Below are 17,040 nucleotides of genomic sequence, written 5' to 3' on the forward strand. Positions count from 1 at the left end.
TCACCTTAAATATCCAGTAATCTTACATAGTCGGCAAAGGAGAACTGCTCCAGGCTGGGGATCAGCAGGTCGGCCAGTCCGAATTTAGGATTGTCGAACTGCTGCGGCTCCGGCACAGCGACCAGCAGCATACGTGCCGCTTTGGCTGCCACCATACCATTTATAGAATCTTCAAAGGCTACACAGCGCCAGGGTAGCGTATTCAGCGCCGCAGCACATTGCAGGTACACTTCCGGGTGGGGTTTACCCACCACACAATTATCCGCAGTATTGACACTCTGGAAGTAGTGCTCCAGCCCGAAATGCTGCAGCAGGGCCTTTACCATACGTGCCGGAGAAGAAGTGGCCACACCCATTGGTACACTGTTCATCTTCAGCTCTTCCAGCAATGGATATACCCCCGGCATAATGCGGCCCTTGGCTATGGTGCGGGCAATGATATTGTCCAGCACGTCTTCGGCCAGTTGGCGCGCCTTGTTGCTGTCCTTCCATCCGAAGCGCTCGTTCCAGAACTCCGTTACTTCGTATATCCGTAGTCCCTTGGTGTATTTCAGTAATTCTTTGGTAATGGCCACGCCATTGTCATGCGCTACTTCATGCATACTTTCCACCCATAAATGAGGGTCCGTATCAAAAAGCAGGCCATCCATATCAAATATTGCCGCCATGTATTATGCAGGTAATCCTGTGTGTGGTAAAATGATTAATAATCGTCCCAGATCGGGTTATCCGATGGGCATTTGTACGTTTTCAGCTGGAAAGAAAGGGTTATCTGACCGATCAGGTACTGATCTATAGTCGCGCGGTCACCTCTTTGTTTACCTGCCCGGCCCAGTTTTTGTCCGTCGATAGTGATCGATGGGTCCTGGAGCACAGATGCGGTATTCGGCATTCCGTTAGGCGTGAAATAGTTTACCCCGACATAAGTCTGGCTTACATCGTCCAGGTAATCGGTAAAGGCAAAGCGATGCACGACCTCTACACCCAGGTTCACACCCGGAGCCAGCCAGCATTTGATACCGGCACCAAAAGGAGCCATCACATTTACCTTGTTGTACCGGCGATCGCGGTACGGAGTAGTATTCTGCCCCTCAGTGCCCAGTGGCTGCAGATAGGTTTTGCGGCCGCTGTACATCACAAACGGATTGGAGTACAAAGCTCCTACACCCAATACCATATACGGGGTAAAACGACGATCGTTATTGCCCGTCTGGAAACGGAAGAAATTGAATTCCCCTATAGCAGAGGCCTCCATTATATTATTCTGGAAGCTCAGGTTGCGGGTCTTTTGATAGCTATTGTCGCTATAGCTGTCTTTATAGCCCAGCTGGGCATAAGACAGGCCTATGCGTAAAGAAATATACGGATTGAAATAATAACGATAGAAGGCGCCACCTGCCGGACGAATATGGTTAAAACCATACCCCGGATTAAGGTCGCCGAAGTATTGAGCCCCACCGGTCATAACGCCGTACTCGTGCCGCTCAAAGAATTTTTGCGCGCTTGCCGTAATCCCGCTGCCCAGTAGTGCCAGTATTCCTAATGTGAACTGTTTCAATCGCATAATGATTCTTTACAAGTGTAAAACGCGAATTTACACTTTTAATTGTATAAGCCTATTTTGTATGATCAATATTAGTAAAATGATCGTAATTTCACGCGATTATAAAACGATATGGCTATGAACCTGCAAAAAAGCCTGGACTTTCTGAAGGCACTCAGCGAACATAATGACAAATCCTGGATGGATGAAAACCGGAAGTGGTACGAAACGGAGAAGAAAACCTTCGAAGCATTCGTATCCGGGCTCATCGCGGAGATTGCTGTATTCGACCCGGCCATAGCAGATCTTACTCCTAAAGATTGCATCTTCCGTCTGAACAGGGATATTCGTTTTTCTAATGATAAAAGTCCTTACAAAACCAATTTCGGCGCCGCGATGGCCATTGGAGGTAAGAAAAGCAATAAAGCAGCCTATTATATCCATATCCAACCCGGCCATTCATTTCTGGGCGGAGGTATGTGGATGCCGGAAGCCGCAGTACTGAAAAATATACGCCAGGAGATCGATTACGGTTTTGAAGACTTTCAGAAACTGATCAAAGCACCGGCATTTACCAAGCATTTCAAAAAGATAGACGGAGAAACCTTATCCAGACCACCAAAAGGCTATGAGGCGGACAATCCTGCTATCGAATACCTGAAGCATAAAAGCTTTACTGTAGGTAAAGCCCTGAGCGATAAAGAAGTGACACACAAAGATTTTCTGGCACATTGTGCAGAAGCCTTTGCTTCCATGAAACCATTTATTGACTTCCTGAACCAATCTACCGATTAATCCAGACCATTACATGAATCTGATATTATTTGATACGGCAGTAAGAAACCATTTGCTGCCCTTTACCCATACAAGACCTGTAGCCGACATCCGTTGTGGTATCCTTACCATGCGCGAGCGCTGGGAATTATACCTGCAAAGAGCCTCCTCAACAGTTTCTGTCCCGGTGCTGCAGGCCGCATTTCCCGTGCATTACAACGAAACAGATAATCTTTATATCAATGCTGCTGTGTTTGCCACACCGGTATTAGGTATCGTCATCAGTAACCTGAGACCAGGACAGGCTTTGGTACAAGACGAAACGATCATTGCCATCTATACAGATGCCGTATTGGATTATGAAGCACTGAATGCAGCTTCTCTGAAAGATTATGAGCCGGTACTGTGCAGTGAACCATTTAAACAATTGAAACAGGTATGGGATATTTTCAATCTGAATGATTATGCCATCCGCAGCGATTTCGCTATACTGACCTATCAGAAAGAGAGCCAGCCGATACCGGCGCATGTAACCCTGATCGGTGAGGCGAAGAACGTATTTATAGAAGAAGGAGCCATTGTATCGGCCTGCATCCTCAATGCACAGACCGGACCAGTGTACATCGCTAAAGAAGCGGAGATCATGGAAGGTTGTATGCTGCGCGGGCCACTGGCCTTAAGCACACATGCCGTAGTGAAAATGGGCGCTAAAATATATGGTGCGACTACAATTGGTGCCGGTAGTAAAGTAGGCGGAGAGATTAGTAATGTAGTCTTCTTCGATAATTCCAATAAAGGCCATGACGGTTTTGTAGGTAATGCGGTAATCGGCGAGTGGTGTAACCTGGGTGCCGATACCAATGCCAGCAACCTGAAGAATAACTACGATGAAGTAAGCATCTGGAGCGAGGCAGAAGGTGCCATGATTAAAACAGGATTGCAGTTCTGCGGCCTGCTGATGGGCGACCATTCCAAATGCGGCATCAATACCATGTTCAATACCGGAACTGTAGTAGGGGTAAGCAGTAATATTTACGGGGGAGACTTCCCGGACAAGTATGTGCCCTCCTTCAGCTGGGGTGGTAAGAATGATATGACCACCTATCGCTTCGATAAGGCGCTGGATACTGCAAACCGCATGATGGCCCGCCGTGGCAAAACCTTGTCCGATGCGGAGATCGCCGTATTACAACACATTTTTGACCATAAAGAAAACTATATAAAACAATAAATTCTTATCGTGATGAGCAGAAAGAAAATCGTAGCCGGTAACTGGAAAATGAATAAGAACATTTTCGAAGGCAAACAATTAGTAAACGATATTTTGGAAAGCGGACTGGAACTGCGTGATGACCTGGAAGTGGTTATTGCACCACCGTTTACCAGCCTGGAACTGGCTGCCAGCCAGCTCAAAGACAGTAAAAATATATACCTGGCAGCACAAAACTGCCATCAGGAAGCCTCTGGTGCCTACACCGGTGAGGTATCTGCCGAAATGCTGAAAGGTATTGGTGTCAGCTATGTGATCATCGGGCACTCAGAGCGTCGCCAGTACTTTGGCGAGACAGATGCGATCCTGGCGCAGAAAGTTGATGCCGTACTGAAACAAGGTATGAAAGTAATCTTCTGTTGCGGCGAGCCACTGGAAATCCGTGAAGCAAATACTCAGAATGCCTATATTCAGACACAGATCGAAAATGGTCTGTTTCACCTGGATGAAGCAGCATTTAAAAATATCGTGATTGCATACGAACCTATCTGGGCGATCGGTACTGGTCTTACTGCAAGCGATGAGCAGGCACAGGAAATGCATGCACACATCCGCAGCCTGGTTGCCGCTAAATATGGCGAAACTGTTGCTGATAATACTTCCATCTTATATGGTGGTAGCTGCAAACCATCCAATGCAGCAGGCTTATTTGCCTGTCCGGATGTTGATGGTGGCCTGATCGGTGGTGCATCTTTAGTAGCCGCTGATTTTGCCGGTATTATTAAAGCGAGATAGTATAATCAATATAAACAGAAAGACCAGCTCACAAGGCTGGTCTTTCTGTTTATTAAAACAGTTTCTTACAGATAATGTAATCATTTTTATCCTTTTCCGGCATCCAAAGGAAATAACCAAACCGTGACAAATCTGGTTTTATAAATCTGGATTGATCCTGAGGCATCTGAATCTTGCCGACAATGTTTTTAACCTGTAGATTATAATCCATTATAATATTTGTGGTAATGCCATTTTCATCTGTTGAATAATAGGAAATTATTAGATTGGGATATTGAACAACAATATCATTTATGGTTATATTTATATTCTTGTCATTGTTTAAAAGGTGCGCAAATTCATATTCCTTATTTACCGGTATATTTAAATCTACCGATTGCTCCGTTTCCAGATCATACAATATATTGGAAATAGAAGTCATGAAATACCTGCCCGAAAAGCTTAAGTCGAGATACCGGTATCCAACATTTTTATTAATGGCTGGCACGGTAAATGGCAGCATTTTTTTAAATTGATATATTCCGCTTTCTAAGGCAAACTTTGCTAAAAAATAATTAGGTTTATCAGTTTCCAACCGGTCTTTAACAACTAACAGATACATGTTATTGTGGTACATATGGAATCTGGGAATGATATTATATCCCGGTGGCAGATGCTCTTTACTCACTGCTCGCGACTCCAGGTAATTACCGTCTTTATAAATATTCACTACAGAGAAGCCACCTAGTATAGAATCTGCCATATTGGAAATATAAGTATGGTGCGAGGAGGTGAATAAGGAATCATTCACAAATTGAAAATCTTCAAACCTGTCTTTATCCGGGATGTCCGTAACTTTTCTTACCTCGCTCAACTTGCTTTTGGCAAGCACCGTATCCCTAAAATGTAGTTTGTATATATTGAGCAGCATCTCATCTGTAAAGATGATTTTAAAAGCCTGATGTTTCTCTTTAAGATCAAGGTAATCAAAGGCATTAGTATGCAGGATGTTTTTAAAACAAATCTGTTCTGTATTTTTCACCCAGAGATCAAAAGTCGATTTTTTAAATTCGTAATTCCCCAGGTTCACTTTTTCCATTTTATCTAATGACTCCAGATCGTCAATTAGTGTCCTTGCGTTATGGTAAATTTTATAGTTAGAGTCAGTGCCAAATTGCAAAATAAACGCTTGCTCATAGATATGATATTTGTCAAAAAGGGCTGATGAGAATATAAATTTCTGGCTTTGATGACCATCCAATTGGTATTTCTTTTTGATCTCCTCTAAATCATCAGAATAGTTGTCGGGTATTACATAAGAATAGTCAATTTTTTTTGCATCTAATAGATTTAAATTTTTATAAAATTCATTATTACATTGATGACAAGAACCCGGCATAAATGGAATTAATACTGTTGCTTGTTCCTTTTGATGACTTTTTTGTGTTTTTAAGTGTTGTGCTGTTCCGGTTGCAGTAAATAGCAGCACAAACATGAATACCAAAATATTTCTAAACACATTATTCATGTTGGTTAACTTTATGAGTAGATAATAAAAGAGGCTAGATATATCTAACCCCTTAATAATGAGAAATTTATTTGTTGTTTGATCCGAATGATATTATTCAGCATTTAAGGCAACTTCTAGTACGGTAGGTTGTCCTGTTGGCGGATTCCCTTCCTTAGACGGTTCAGGGTTTGCAAGACATTTAATGATGGTGCCCCAACCAACTATTCCATGTTCGCCAAAAATAGCAACCGTCTGTCCTTCTTTAGGACTATCTCCATTTGCAGCCATACAGGGATCAGAACTGGTATTATGACAAGTCACAATTTTAGTGTTACCTGAACCTTTGTCCCAACTTTGAGGAGTGTAACTCATCCAGGCACCTGCAAAACTTGTCGTTCCTAAAACGGAAAGACATAATAAAATCAATTTTTTCATTGTAGTTATAATTTTTTATAGGTAATAAATGTTCACCAACAGCAGACTTAAAAATTTTTTCAAATTCCAACCGGTATATTCTTTCTTGCGCTTATTTGCTAAAGTGCCCCGAGTGTTCTAAGTAAATTGTTAGCTATACTACATTGTTGCAACACATGTAATACAAAGTAAAAATGAAGATAATTTTCAACATAAAAACAATTTTACCCACATATTTGTAAAAAAATATATTAAAAAATGAGTAACAGAAGAAAATAATCAATTATGGATATTATAAAAAGGCGCTGCAAGAATATTGCAGCGCCTTTTTATAATTCTTTAAATAGCAAGATTACATCAATCCCGCAATAAGGTTGATCGAAAGTGCAACGATAAAGGTGTTGAACCCGAATGCCAGCAGGCAGTGAAACAATACCAGTATCCTCATTTTTTTATCTGTTACAGAAACATCAGATACCTGGAAAGTCATACCGTTGACAAAAGAAAAATACGCAAAGTCCAGATAGTCTGGATGCTCCTCTTCCGGGAACTGAAGCCCTTTCTGTATATGCTTGTCTTTTTCCGATACCGGCTGGTAATAAGCATGAGCATAGTGAATAGTAAATAGGGTATGAAACAGCGTCCAGGACAGCAATAACCCGCCGAAACCAATAATGATATTCCGGGTATCCTGCTCCGGATTGGTGATCGTTTTTTGTGTAAAAAGAAGGAGTATAATAGCCAGCGAAGCCAGTATCAGCGCCACTGCCAGCATAAAAATAACTGGAGTGTTGGTGTTTAAAACCTGTACCTCCTGTCGGATCTGTTTACTATCGATAGAGAAAAATGTAATCCAGAAAAGAACAATACTGCTCAGGCAGAATACATCCCAACCCACGAGAATATTAAATACCCAGGCTTTACTGGTCTGCCAGAACAATGCAGTAATGAGGCCACCCAGTACTATGCCTAAGGCCAGCTTAGGAGCTATATGTATGCGGTTGAAAGGTTGGATCAGGGACATTAGCCGGTTGTTTCGGCTAAATTACAAAAATCCCAGTTCTAGTTTTGCCTCTTCGCTCATCATATCTTTAGTCCATGGCGGATCGAAGGTAAGCTGTACATGTACATCTTTCACCTCTTCAATGGCTTCCACTTTCTGCTGCACTTCAAATATAATATCACCGGCAACAGGACAGGCAGGCGCCGTCAGGGTCATTGTGATCTGTACCCCATTATTTTCATTAATACTGATATCGTACACCAGCCCCAGTTCAAAAATATTAACCGGGATCTCGGGATCATGTACCGTATGCAATACCTCTATAATTTTATCTTTCAGCGTTCCCATATCTTATTTGTTATACAGTGCTACTGCATATAATTTCATTTGTTTCAACATAGACAGTAATCCGTTCGAGCGGGTAGGCGACAAGTGGCTTTTCAGACCTATTTTGTCAATAAAGTAAATATCTGTTTCCGCAATTTCCTTAGGGCTATGACCACTCAGTACCTCAATCATCATACCTACCAGACCTTTGGTGATGATCGCATCACTATCGGCTGTAAAATTTATTTTACCATCTGAGAAATCAGCATGCAGCCATACCTTAGACTGACAGCCTTTAATCAGATGATTTTCTGTTTTATACTGCTCATCGATCAGAGGCAATTCCTTGCCCAGCTCAATGATATGCTCATATTTTTCCATCCAGTCATCATAAAAAGCAAACTCTTCTATGATGGCGTCTTGTTTCTCGTTAATGGTCATATTGGTAATTTCAGAATGCAAAATTAGGTCAAAAAAGCGCTCAGTACTGATAAATTTATGTTGTAGGGCCATATTCAGGATCAATGTTTTTACATTTCCCTTAATTTAGCGTCAAATCCGGTACGATGAAGAAGATATTGATATTTGCCGCGGCCCTCATGAGTATTGCACCGATGGCCTGTAAAGCACAAAAACCGCAATACGAATATAAAGGTGATAATGCTTCGGGTGTTAATAGCCCCGGTGGCAGACCAGCCCTGGTGGTACAAACAGGTGCAGAGCGGTTCAGTGCATACCTGCCCTTGCTCAAAGGTAAGCGTGTAGCTGTGTTGGTCAATCAGACCTCAGCGGTGGGTGCAGAACTATTGCCGGATGCACTGTTGCGCCAGGGTGTAAAAGTCGTTACCATCTTCTCTCCGGAGCATGGTTTCCGGGGCAATGCCGATGCCGGAGCACATGTCAAAAGCGGTGTCGATACCCGCACCGGCCTGACGGTTATCTCCCTGTACGGCGACAATAAAAAACCAAAACCAGAGCAGCTCAAAGATATTGATGTAGTTATTTATGATCTGCAGGATGTAGGCGTACGTTTTTATACATACATCTCTTCCCTCGAATACCTGCTGGAAGCCTGTGGCGAGCAGCAAAAAGAAGTGATTGTCCTGGACCGGCCTAATCCATTGGGTAATATTGTAGACGGACCTGTATTACAATCTAAATTTCGCTCATTTGTAGGCATGCAATCCATTCCGATAATTTATGGTATGACCCCGGGAGAATATGCAAAAATGCTCATTGGAGAAGGTTGGGTGAAGGCTAAAAACGTACGCCTGACTGTAATTCCATGTGCTAATTATACCCATAAAACCCTGTACCGCCTGCCGGTAGCCCCATCTCCCAATCTGAAAAATATGGCCGCCATTTATCTGTATCCTTCCTTGTGTTTGTTTGAAGGAACGCAGGTAAGTGTAGGGCGTGGTACAGATGCACCTTTTCAGCAATATGGCCATCCTGCATTGAAAAATTACACCTATAGCTTTGTGCCGAAGAGTGTAGAGGGTGCCAGTAATCCGCCATTAAAAGGACAAACCTGCTATGGAGAACTGCTGGCTTCAGATGCCAATAGTGCTTATCGCCTTACTGAGAGCGGCTTTCAGCTGAAATGGTTGTTAAAAGCATATCAGAACTACCCCGATAAAGCGAATTTCTTCAACAGCAATAACTTCTTCAGCAAGCTGGCCGGTACAGACCAGTTGCAGGAGCAGATCAAAAAAGGAATGTCCGAAGAAGCCATCAGGAAATCCTGGCAGGCCGACCTGGATAAATTCCGTTCGATCAGAGCAAAATATCTGTTGTACGAATCATAGGATCGTATAATGTTTTATTAATATTCAAGCCTGTCAGCCTATATATGCTGATAGGCTTTTTTACTGTACCTTTGCAGCCAATCTAATGGTAAAACAATTTATGATGAAATCTCTGGCAGAACAGGTGAAAGTATTGGCAACAGGGGCATTACAGTCCTTGTTTCCCGAAGCAAACATTCAGGAAAAAGATGTTTTGGTGAATGAAACCAAACCCGAATTCAAAGGTGACTACACCGTTGTATTATTCCCGTTTGTAAAAGCACTCCGACAAAATCCGGTGGCTTTGGGCAATGCTGTAGGCGCTTACCTGGTAGAGCATCATGAGCTGTTTACCGCACACGAAACCGTATCCGGATTTCTGAACCTGAGCATTGCAGATGCTTACTGGGCGGGATTTCTTAAGTCTTATGTACTGACCGATGCCCTGAAAGCACAGGCCGCAGCGCAGAAAAAAGTTATGGTGGAGTACTCTTCTCCCAACACCAATAAACCATTGCATCTGGGTCACCTGAGAAATAACTTCCTGGGTATAGCCGTAGCCAATATGCTGGAAGCAGCAGGCGAAGATGTGGTTAAAACCTGCGTGGTAAATGATCGTGGTGTGCATATCTGTAAAAGTATGATCGCATGGCAATTGTTCGGAGAAAACAGTACTCCCGAGCAGGCAGGTGTAAAGGGCGATCATTTTGTAGGTGATTTCTATGTGAAATTTAATGATGAGCATAAGCGCCAGATCAAAGAACTGATGGCCGGTGGTATGGAAGAAAAGCAAGCCGAGCAGGAAGCACCGATCATGAAAGCTACACAGCAAATGCTGGTAGACTGGGAAGCGGGGAAGCCGGAGGTGATCGAATTGTGGAAGAAAATGAACGGTTGGGTGTATGAAGGATTCGATACTACTTACAAGGCTATTGGCAGCACCTTCGATAAGGTATATTATGAAAGCAATACCTATCTGCTGGGCAAGGACCTGGTAGAAGAAGGCCTGGACAAAGGTGTTTTCTATCAGAAAGAGGATGGCAGTGTATGGATCGATCTTACTGCAGACGGTTTGGACGAAAAACTGGTGAGAAGAAAAGACGGTACCTCCGTTTATATCACCCAGGACATTGGTCTGGCAGTAGAGAAACAAAAAGAATACGGAATTGATGAGAGTATATATGTAGTAGGAGATGAGCAGAATTACCACTTTAAGGTACTGAAGCTGATCTGCCAGAAACTGGGCCTGCCGGCAGCAGATGGTATTTACCACCTCAGCTACGGTATGGTTGAGTTGCCAACCGGTAAAATGAAAAGTCGTGAAGGTACCGTAGTGGATGCCGATGACCTGGTTGCTGAAATGGTACGCCTCGCACAGGAGCAGACAGAGGCTTCCGGTAAGACAGATGGGTTTGATGCCGAAGAGCTGGTAAGCCTGTATGAAATGATTGGGCTTGGTGCACTGAAATTCTACCTGCTGCGTGTAGAACCTAAAAAGAAAATGATCTTCAATCCGGAAGAGTCTATTGACCTGCACGGATTCACCGCAACCTTTATCCAATATGCTCATGCGCGTATCCGCTCCGTATTAAGAAAAGGGGAGTATACAGGACAGGACCTGAATTTCAGCATCGATAGCCTGCAGAGCGAAGAGCGCGCCTTATTGATCCACCTGGAGCAGTATGCAGCAGTGTTGCAGGAATCGGCAAGAGCCTTTAATCCTGGGGCCTTATGTAACTACAGCTTTAAGCTGGCACAATTGTTCAATACGTTCTATGACAAGTGCAGCATCGCTAAGGCCGATACCGAAGCACAGAAGCAAATGCGTATGCGTATGGCCGCTTTCACTGCAGATACACTCAAGCATGCACTGAGCCTTCTGGGGATCAATGTACCGGAGAAAATGTAATATCCTGACACATAATTATTAAAAGCAGATAGGGCAGCTAATGGTTGCCCTATCTGCTTTTTGTACTTAATGCTACGTAATATTTATCTTTTCTATAAATTTTAATATTTTTGATATATTGTAATTTTTATTGTATCATTGTATAGAATATTTTTATAGTGAATCTTATTTCTTATAACGATGGAAAATACTACGAACCACGAAGTACCACAAACGGATGCACCTAACGTTAATGAAACCATCTGGGACCGAATAGAATGTGACGGTAAAGATTTTTGCAAACTGGATGACAATGGAAATCTGATATTAATGGCCTCTGCACACTTTCCCGAGCGCGTATTGGCTAGTGTCAATGATGATAATATCCAGACCGTTGTGCATGCCTTATCGGAAAAATTCAAAGAAGTGCTGAACAGGGCGGAGGAGCTGAAGAAAGAATTCGAACAACAGGAAGAAGTGGTCAAACTGCAGGGGAAAGTGCAGCGACTAAAAAGCTACCTGATGAATGCTAATGCAATCGGGAATTATACACCACTGTTTCAGTTCCTGGAGAGCAGGGAGGCAGAGATTGCACAGCAATTAAAAAATAATGAAACCATACGGCAATTGCTGGTGAATAAAGCACAAGAGCTGAAGGAATCGACAGAGTGGAAAACAACCACAGAAGCATTCCGGCAGATCATTGAAGACTGGAAGCATGCACCGTATATAGATAAAGAAATTAATGACGGCTTCTGGGATCAGATCGAACAGGCCAGAAATCACTTCTATGAGCGCAAGCGTGCACACCAGGAAGACCTGGAGCGGGAGATGATGCAAAACCTGGACCTGAAACTGGAGATCTGTGAGCAGGCCGAAGCACTAAGCTTATCCGAAGACTGGAAGCAGACTTCTGAGGTATATAAGCAACTGATGGAACGCTGGAAAACCATCGGGAGAGTAGCTACCGTTGAGAAAAACGAGGAATTATGGAATCGTTTTCTGAACGCTAAAAATGCCTTCTTCGACCGTAAATCCGGCCACCAGGAGCAGATCCACCATGAACAGGAAGCGAATTATGCTGCCAAACTGAGACTGGTAGAACAGGCAGAAGCCCTGAGAGAGAGCACAGACTGGAAAGAAACATCGGCCAAATATGCCGCCATACTAGACGAGTGGAAATCGATCGGTAAAGTGCCTTACGAAAAGGCTGATGAAATCTGGGATCGTATGCAGGCTGCAAAAGACCAGTTCTTTAACGCAAAACGGCAACATACAGAAGAATTCAAAGTAGGACTGGAAGATAATTATGCTCAGAAGAAAGCACTTGTAGAACGCATTGAGACCATCAAGCAGTCTAACAACTGGCGTGATGTAACAGCAGAAATCAATGAGCTGATGAGCACCTGGAAGACCATCGGTCCGATACCAAGAGAGTACGGAGATTCTTTGTGGGAGCAATTTATTGCGGCCAGACAATTCTTCTTCAAACGCAAGGATGATGATCGTGAAGTACGTAAAAACCGATTCGTGCAGCAGATACAAAACCGACTGCAGCAAAGTCGTCAGTTCCTGGCTACAATCGAAGAGGAACTGAGAGAGGAAGAGTCTAAACTGGCGGAATTCAATGATATCCTTTCCCAGAATACAGAAGAAGATGCCAAGGATGTAGAGATCAAACAGAACCTGCGCAACCTGGTAGGACAGATCGAAAAACGCATCCCTGCCAGAAAGCATAAAATAGATGAAGTAAAACTGCAGATCGAAGAACTGGAGCAGAAGCTGCAGGAAAACGAACAATAGCACTTTTTATATAATTTTTTAAAGGGGTCCGGTGATGCTGTAAGCATCACCGGACCCCTTTAAAAATATCTGCTTTATGGCCTTCAGATATAACATAAATCTATAGTACAGACCAAAAAAACACGTAATTTTGCCTCAATTTTCAAAACTATCATTAAAACACAAATGACCTCTTCTGAAATACGTCAACAGTTCCTGGATTTCTTTAAATCCAAACAACATACAATAGTTCCTTCTGCACCGATCGTGGTAAAGAATGATCCTACGCTGATGTTTATCAATTCCGGTATGGCACCGTTCAAGGATTATTTCCTGGGCAATAAGCCAGCACCGCATAAGCGTATTGCCGATACTCAGAAATGTCTGCGTGTAAGCGGTAAGCATAATGACCTGGAAGAAGTGGGTGTAGATACCTACCACCACACCATGTTTGAAATGCTGGGTAACTGGAGCTTTGGTGACTATTTTAAGAAAGATGCCATTGCCTGGAGCTGGGAATTACTGACTGATGTATACAAGCTGGACAAAGACCGCCTGTATGTAACCGTGTTTGAAGGGGATGAAAAAGAAGGGCTGCCTTTCGATCAGGAAGCTTATGATGAGTGGAAAAAATGGATTGCAGAAGATCGTATCCTGAAAGGAAATAAAAAAGATAACTTCTGGGAAATGGGTGATACCGGTCCTTGTGGCCCTTGTTCGGAGATCCATGTGGATTGCCGTACAGAGGAGGAGCGCAAGCAGGTAGATGGCGCCAGCCTGGTAAATGCTGATCATCCTCAGGTAATAGAAATCTGGAATAATGTATTCATGGAGTTCAGCCGCCTGAAAGACGGCAGCCTGCAGAAATTGCCGGCGCAGCATGTAGATACCGGTATGGGCTTTGAGCGCCTGGTACGCGTACTGCAGCAAAAACAAAGTAACTACGATACAGATGTATTCACCGGTACTATTGCCGCGATTGAAAACATCTCCCGTAAAAAATATGATTTCAGCGACAGCAAAGAAGCTATTGCCTTCCGTGTGCTGAGCGACCATATCCGTACCATCTCCTTTACCGTTGCCGATGGTCAGCTGCCATCCAATACCGGTGCGGGATATGTGATCCGCCGCATTCTGCGTCGTGCAGTAAGATACTACTACTCTTACCTGGATTATAAAGCACCGCTGTTATTCCAGTTGGTACCGGTAATCGCGACCCAGTTTGAGCAGGTATTCCCGGAGCTGAAGCAACAGGAAGAATTTGTAACCCGTGTAATCAAAGAAGAGGAAGAAGCCTTCCTGCGTACGCTGGAGAAAGGTCTGAGAAAGATCGATGATATCATTACCAAAGAGCAGAACAGCAAAGTGATTGGTGGTAAAGAAGCATTTGAACTGTATGATACATACGGTTTCCCGATTGACCTTACCCGCCTGATCGCTTCTGAAAATGCGATGAATGTAGATGAGCCGGGCTTTGATGCAGAAATGAAAGAGCAGAAAGACCGTTCCCGCAAAGCTACTGCTATCGATGCAGAAGACTGGACTGTGGTGAATGAGGCAGAAAAAACGTCTTTCGTAGGTTATGATGACCTGAATATCGAAACAGAAGTAGTTAAATACAGAAAAGTAAAAGCAAAAAATAAAGAGCAATACCAGATCGTACTGAAAAGTACTCCTTTCTATGCAGAGAGTGGTGGTCAGGTAGGAGACAGAGGGGTATTAACCTTCGGTAACGAAACGATAGAGGTAAGTGATACCAAAAAAGAGAACGACCTGATCATTCATTTTACGGATGTATTACCGGCGACTATTACCGGTCCTGTTACGGCTAAAGTAGATTTTGAAAAGCGCCTGCACACGATGTACAACCACACGGCTACTCACCTGCTGCATGCTGCATTGAAAGAAGTACTGGGTAACCATGTGAATCAGAAAGGCTCCCTGGTAAATGAAGAAACCCTGCGTTTCGATATATCTCACTTTGCCAAAGTAACCGATGAGGAACTGAAATCGGTGATGAGTATCGTAAACCAGAAGATCCGTGAAAATATTCCGGTGGTGATCAAGGAAATGCCTAAGGATGATGCGATCGCGCTGGGTGCAATGGCATTATTCGGAGAGAAATACGGAGACCTGGTACGTGTAGTAACCATCGATCCTGAATTCTCTGTAGAGCTTTGTGGTGGTACGCACGTAGGGGCAACCGGTATGATCGGTAGCTTTATCATTACTGCAGAATCAGCTGTGGCTGCGGGTGTACGCCGTATCGAAGCACTGACCGGTGGTGCGGCTTTCCGTTACCTGGCCGATAAAGTAGATCAGGCTAAATCGGTTGCTGAATTACTGAAAAGTAAAGATCCGATCAAGTCTATCGAAAAATTACTGGAAGATAAAGCCGCCCTGGAAAAAAGGGTTGAGGCTTTTGAAAATAAAGAATTATCTGCCCTGTCTAAGACTTTGTCTGTACAGGCAGAAACCATCAATGGCGTACAGTTCCTTGGGCAGCATGTTGATGTATCTAATGGTGAAGCCTTGAAAAAGGTAGCCTTGGACATGAAGCTGCACCTGCAAAACTATCTGGTGGTACTGACCGCTAATATCGGTGGTAAACCATCTGTAGCCATTGCTATTGAAGATGGTCTGCTGAATGAGAAGGGATGGGATGCCGGCAAACTGATCAAACAGTATGTGGCACCATTAATCAAAGGCGGTGGCGGCGGACAGAAAGGTCTGGCAACTGCCGGAGGTCAGGATATCACTCAACTGCCAGCTGTAATTGAAGCAATCAAAAATATATTGTAACAGACAAGGGATGCTTGCATCCCTTTTTAAAATAATAGTGTATGTCAGAAGAATTAAGCGTTGTGTTTCCGGATATCGTACTGGAACAGGTTGCTCATGACGCGGTGCTTACTACAGTAGCACAGAAAGTAAAAGAAGGTAAGCGCATAACGGCTGAAGAAGGGATTTATTTGTTTGAACATGCAGAGTTGAATTTCGTAGGAGCCCTGGCCAATTATGTGAACCTGAAAAGACATGGTAAGAAAGTTTATTTCAACAAGAACTTTCATATCGAACCGACCAATGTCTGCATTTTTACCTGTGATTTCTGCTCTTATTCCCGTACATATAAAAACCGTGATAACGGTTGGGAACTAGGTATTGAGGGAATGCTGGACATGGTGAAAAAATATGACGGACAACCAGTAACAGAAGTACATATTGTAGGCGGGGTACATCCTAAGATGAACCTGGAGTTCTTCTGCGAATTGCTGGAGAAAATCCATGCACATCGTCCTGATCTGCACCTTAAAGGATTTACCGCTGTAGAGCTGGATTATATGTTCCGCAAGGCTAAACTGACTACGAGAGAAGGTCTGGAGCGTATGAACAAAGCGGGTCTGCAATCGCTGCCTGGTGGTGGTGCGGAGATCTTTGCACAGGAGATCCGTGATAAGATCTGTCCGGATAAAGTTGATGGCGATGGCTGGATGGAAATACATGAAACAGCACACCAGATTGGTATGCCTACCAATGCAACTATGCTGTATGGCCACATTGAAAACTATGCACATCGTATAGATCATATGGAACGCCTGCGTAATTCTCAGGATGCGATCGGTGGTTTTAACTGCTTCATTCCATTGAAATTCCGTAACGGAGATAACGATATGTCTCATGTGCCGGAAGTGAGCCTGGTAGAAGATCTGAAGATGTATGCAATTGCCCGTATATTCCTGGATAATTTTGCCAATGTAAAAGCCTACTGGCCGATGCTGGGCCGCGAAAGCGCGCAGCTGACCTTAGACTATGGTGTAAATGACCTGGATGGTACGATAGATGATACAACCAAGATCTATTCAATGGCAGGCAGTGAAGAGCAAAACCCTGCAATGACTACCGAAGAGTTATGTACCCTGATCACTTCTGTAGGAAAAACACCTGTAGAGCGCGATTCAGTATACAACGAACTGGAAGTATATGGCAGTGCAGAAGCTGCGGTACAATAAGCAAACAATACATATTTA

At 43.5% G+C, this 17,040-nt stretch carries 15 protein-coding genes; 8 read left to right on the forward strand and 7 right to left on the reverse strand.

Annotated elements, in window-relative coordinates; genetic code table 11:
- Positions 1–5: 5 nt before the first annotated feature.
- Positions 6–668, reverse strand: coding sequence for a hexitol phosphatase HxpB (hxpB, locus tag EMP01_RS14460; RefSeq protein WP_129022269.1), 663 nt, complete (start codon positions 666–668; stop codon positions 6–8).
- 35 nt (positions 669–703) lie between these two features.
- Positions 704–1,558 (reverse strand): type IX secretion system protein PorG, encoded by an 855-nt coding sequence (gene porG / locus EMP01_RS14465; protein WP_161971344.1) that lies wholly within the window; start codon positions 1,556–1,558, stop codon positions 704–706.
- A gap of 123 nt (positions 1,559–1,681) precedes the next feature.
- On the opposite strand from porG, the gene EMP01_RS14470 reads away from it, so the two are divergent.
- Genes EMP01_RS14470 through tpiA form a run of 3 tightly spaced genes read left to right on the forward strand, consistent with a single transcriptional unit; the run spans position 1,682 to position 4,322 of the window.
- Entirely contained in the window at positions 1,682–2,338 is a 657-nt protein-coding gene (locus EMP01_RS14470) for a DUF2461 domain-containing protein (RefSeq protein WP_129022271.1), read from the forward strand.
- Positions 2,339–2,351: 13 nt separating this feature from the next.
- Positions 2,352–3,548, forward strand: a complete 1,197-nt coding sequence (locus EMP01_RS14475) for a GlmU family protein (protein ID WP_129022272.1) — start codon at positions 2,352–2,354, stop codon at positions 3,546–3,548.
- A gap of 12 nt (positions 3,549–3,560) precedes the next feature.
- The gene (tpiA, locus tag EMP01_RS14480) at positions 3,561–4,322 is read left to right on the forward strand and encodes a triose-phosphate isomerase (protein ID WP_129022273.1); all 762 of its coding nucleotides are present in this window, start codon (positions 3,561–3,563) and stop codon (positions 4,320–4,322) included.
- Positions 4,323–4,374: 52 nt separating this feature from the next.
- Here tpiA and EMP01_RS14485 read toward each other — a convergent pair whose 3' ends face one another.
- From EMP01_RS14485 to EMP01_RS14505, 5 genes are all read right to left on the reverse strand, one after another.
- Positions 4,375–5,829, reverse strand: a complete 1,455-nt coding sequence (locus EMP01_RS14485) for a hypothetical protein (RefSeq protein ID WP_129022274.1) — start codon at positions 5,827–5,829, stop codon at positions 4,375–4,377.
- Positions 5,830–5,922: 93 nt separating this feature from the next.
- Positions 5,923–6,246, reverse strand: coding sequence for a hypothetical protein (locus EMP01_RS14490; protein ID WP_129022275.1), 324 nt, complete (start codon positions 6,244–6,246; stop codon positions 5,923–5,925).
- Between the two features lie 331 nt (positions 6,247–6,577).
- Positions 6,578–7,249 (reverse strand): DUF1345 domain-containing protein, encoded by a 672-nt coding sequence (locus EMP01_RS14495; RefSeq protein WP_129022276.1) that lies wholly within the window; start codon positions 7,247–7,249, stop codon positions 6,578–6,580.
- Positions 7,250–7,270: 21 nt separating this feature from the next.
- Positions 7,271–7,576: an iron-sulfur cluster assembly protein gene (locus EMP01_RS14500; protein ID WP_129022277.1), complete on the reverse strand. Its 306-nt coding sequence runs from the start codon at positions 7,574–7,576 to the stop codon at positions 7,271–7,273.
- 3 nt (positions 7,577–7,579) lie between these two features.
- Positions 7,580–7,996: a SufE family protein gene (locus tag EMP01_RS14505; RefSeq protein ID WP_129022278.1), complete on the reverse strand. Its 417-nt coding sequence runs from the start codon at positions 7,994–7,996 to the stop codon at positions 7,580–7,582.
- Between the two features lie 125 nt (positions 7,997–8,121).
- On the opposite strand from EMP01_RS14505, the gene EMP01_RS14510 reads away from it, so the two are divergent.
- The 5 genes from EMP01_RS14510 (at position 8,122) to mqnE (ending at position 17,022) form a co-directional block, all read left to right on the forward strand.
- Positions 8,122–9,363 carry an exo-beta-N-acetylmuramidase NamZ family protein gene (locus EMP01_RS14510; RefSeq protein ID WP_129022279.1) on the forward strand — a complete coding sequence of 414 codons (1,242 nt, stop codon included), beginning with the start codon at positions 8,122–8,124 and terminating at the stop codon, positions 9,361–9,363.
- Between the two features lie 100 nt (positions 9,364–9,463).
- The gene (argS, locus tag EMP01_RS14515) at positions 9,464–11,251 is read left to right on the forward strand and encodes an arginine--tRNA ligase (RefSeq protein ID WP_129022280.1); all 1,788 of its coding nucleotides are present in this window, start codon (positions 9,464–9,466) and stop codon (positions 11,249–11,251) included.
- Positions 11,252–11,431: 180 nt separating this feature from the next.
- Positions 11,432–13,033: a DUF349 domain-containing protein gene (locus EMP01_RS14520; protein WP_129022281.1), complete on the forward strand. Its 1,602-nt coding sequence runs from the start codon at positions 11,432–11,434 to the stop codon at positions 13,031–13,033.
- Between the two features lie 165 nt (positions 13,034–13,198).
- The gene (alaS, locus tag EMP01_RS14525) at positions 13,199–15,814 is read left to right on the forward strand and encodes an alanine--tRNA ligase (protein WP_129022282.1); all 2,616 of its coding nucleotides are present in this window, start codon (positions 13,199–13,201) and stop codon (positions 15,812–15,814) included.
- A 41-nt stretch (positions 15,815–15,855) separates the two neighbouring features.
- Positions 15,856–17,022: an aminofutalosine synthase MqnE gene (gene mqnE / locus EMP01_RS14530; protein ID WP_129022283.1), complete on the forward strand. Its 1,167-nt coding sequence runs from the start codon at positions 15,856–15,858 to the stop codon at positions 17,020–17,022.
- Positions 17,023–17,040: the final 18 nt, after the last annotated feature.

The organism is Edaphocola flava, assembly GCF_004118155.1.
Classification (GTDB): Bacteria; Bacteroidota; Bacteroidia; order Chitinophagales; family Chitinophagaceae; genus Edaphocola; species Edaphocola flava.

Bases quoted from the DNA above. Each gene is read 5' to 3' on its own strand.
- hxpB (WP_129022269.1), bottom strand. From the start codon at position 668: ATGGCGGCAATATTTGATATGGATGGCCTGCTTTTTGATACGGACCCT.
- EMP01_RS14470 (WP_129022271.1), top strand. From the start codon at position 1,682: ATGAACCTGCAAAAAAGCCTGGACTTTCTGAAGGCACTCAGCGAACAT.
- EMP01_RS14475 (WP_129022272.1), top strand. From the start codon at position 2,352: ATGAATCTGATATTATTTGATACGGCAGTAAGAAACCATTTGCTGCCC.
- tpiA (WP_129022273.1), top strand. From the start codon at position 3,561: ATGAGCAGAAAGAAAATCGTAGCCGGTAACTGGAAAATGAATAAGAAC.
- EMP01_RS14485 (WP_129022274.1), bottom strand. From the start codon at position 5,829: ATGAATAATGTGTTTAGAAATATTTTGGTATTCATGTTTGTGCTGCTA.
- EMP01_RS14490 (WP_129022275.1), bottom strand. From the start codon at position 6,246: ATGAAAAAATTGATTTTATTATGTCTTTCCGTTTTAGGAACGACAAGT.
- EMP01_RS14495 (WP_129022276.1), bottom strand. From the start codon at position 7,249: ATGTCCCTGATCCAACCTTTCAACCGCATACATATAGCTCCTAAGCTG.
- EMP01_RS14500 (WP_129022277.1), bottom strand. From the start codon at position 7,576: ATGGGAACGCTGAAAGATAAAATTATAGAGGTATTGCATACGGTACAT.
- EMP01_RS14505 (WP_129022278.1), bottom strand. From the start codon at position 7,996: ATGACCATTAACGAGAAACAAGACGCCATCATAGAAGAGTTTGCTTTT.
- EMP01_RS14510 (WP_129022279.1), top strand. From the start codon at position 8,122: ATGAAGAAGATATTGATATTTGCCGCGGCCCTCATGAGTATTGCACCG.
- argS (WP_129022280.1), top strand. From the start codon at position 9,464: ATGATGAAATCTCTGGCAGAACAGGTGAAAGTATTGGCAACAGGGGCA.
- EMP01_RS14520 (WP_129022281.1), top strand. From the start codon at position 11,432: ATGGAAAATACTACGAACCACGAAGTACCACAAACGGATGCACCTAAC.
- alaS (WP_129022282.1), top strand. From the start codon at position 13,199: ATGACCTCTTCTGAAATACGTCAACAGTTCCTGGATTTCTTTAAATCC.
- mqnE (WP_129022283.1), top strand. From the start codon at position 15,856: ATGTCAGAAGAATTAAGCGTTGTGTTTCCGGATATCGTACTGGAACAG.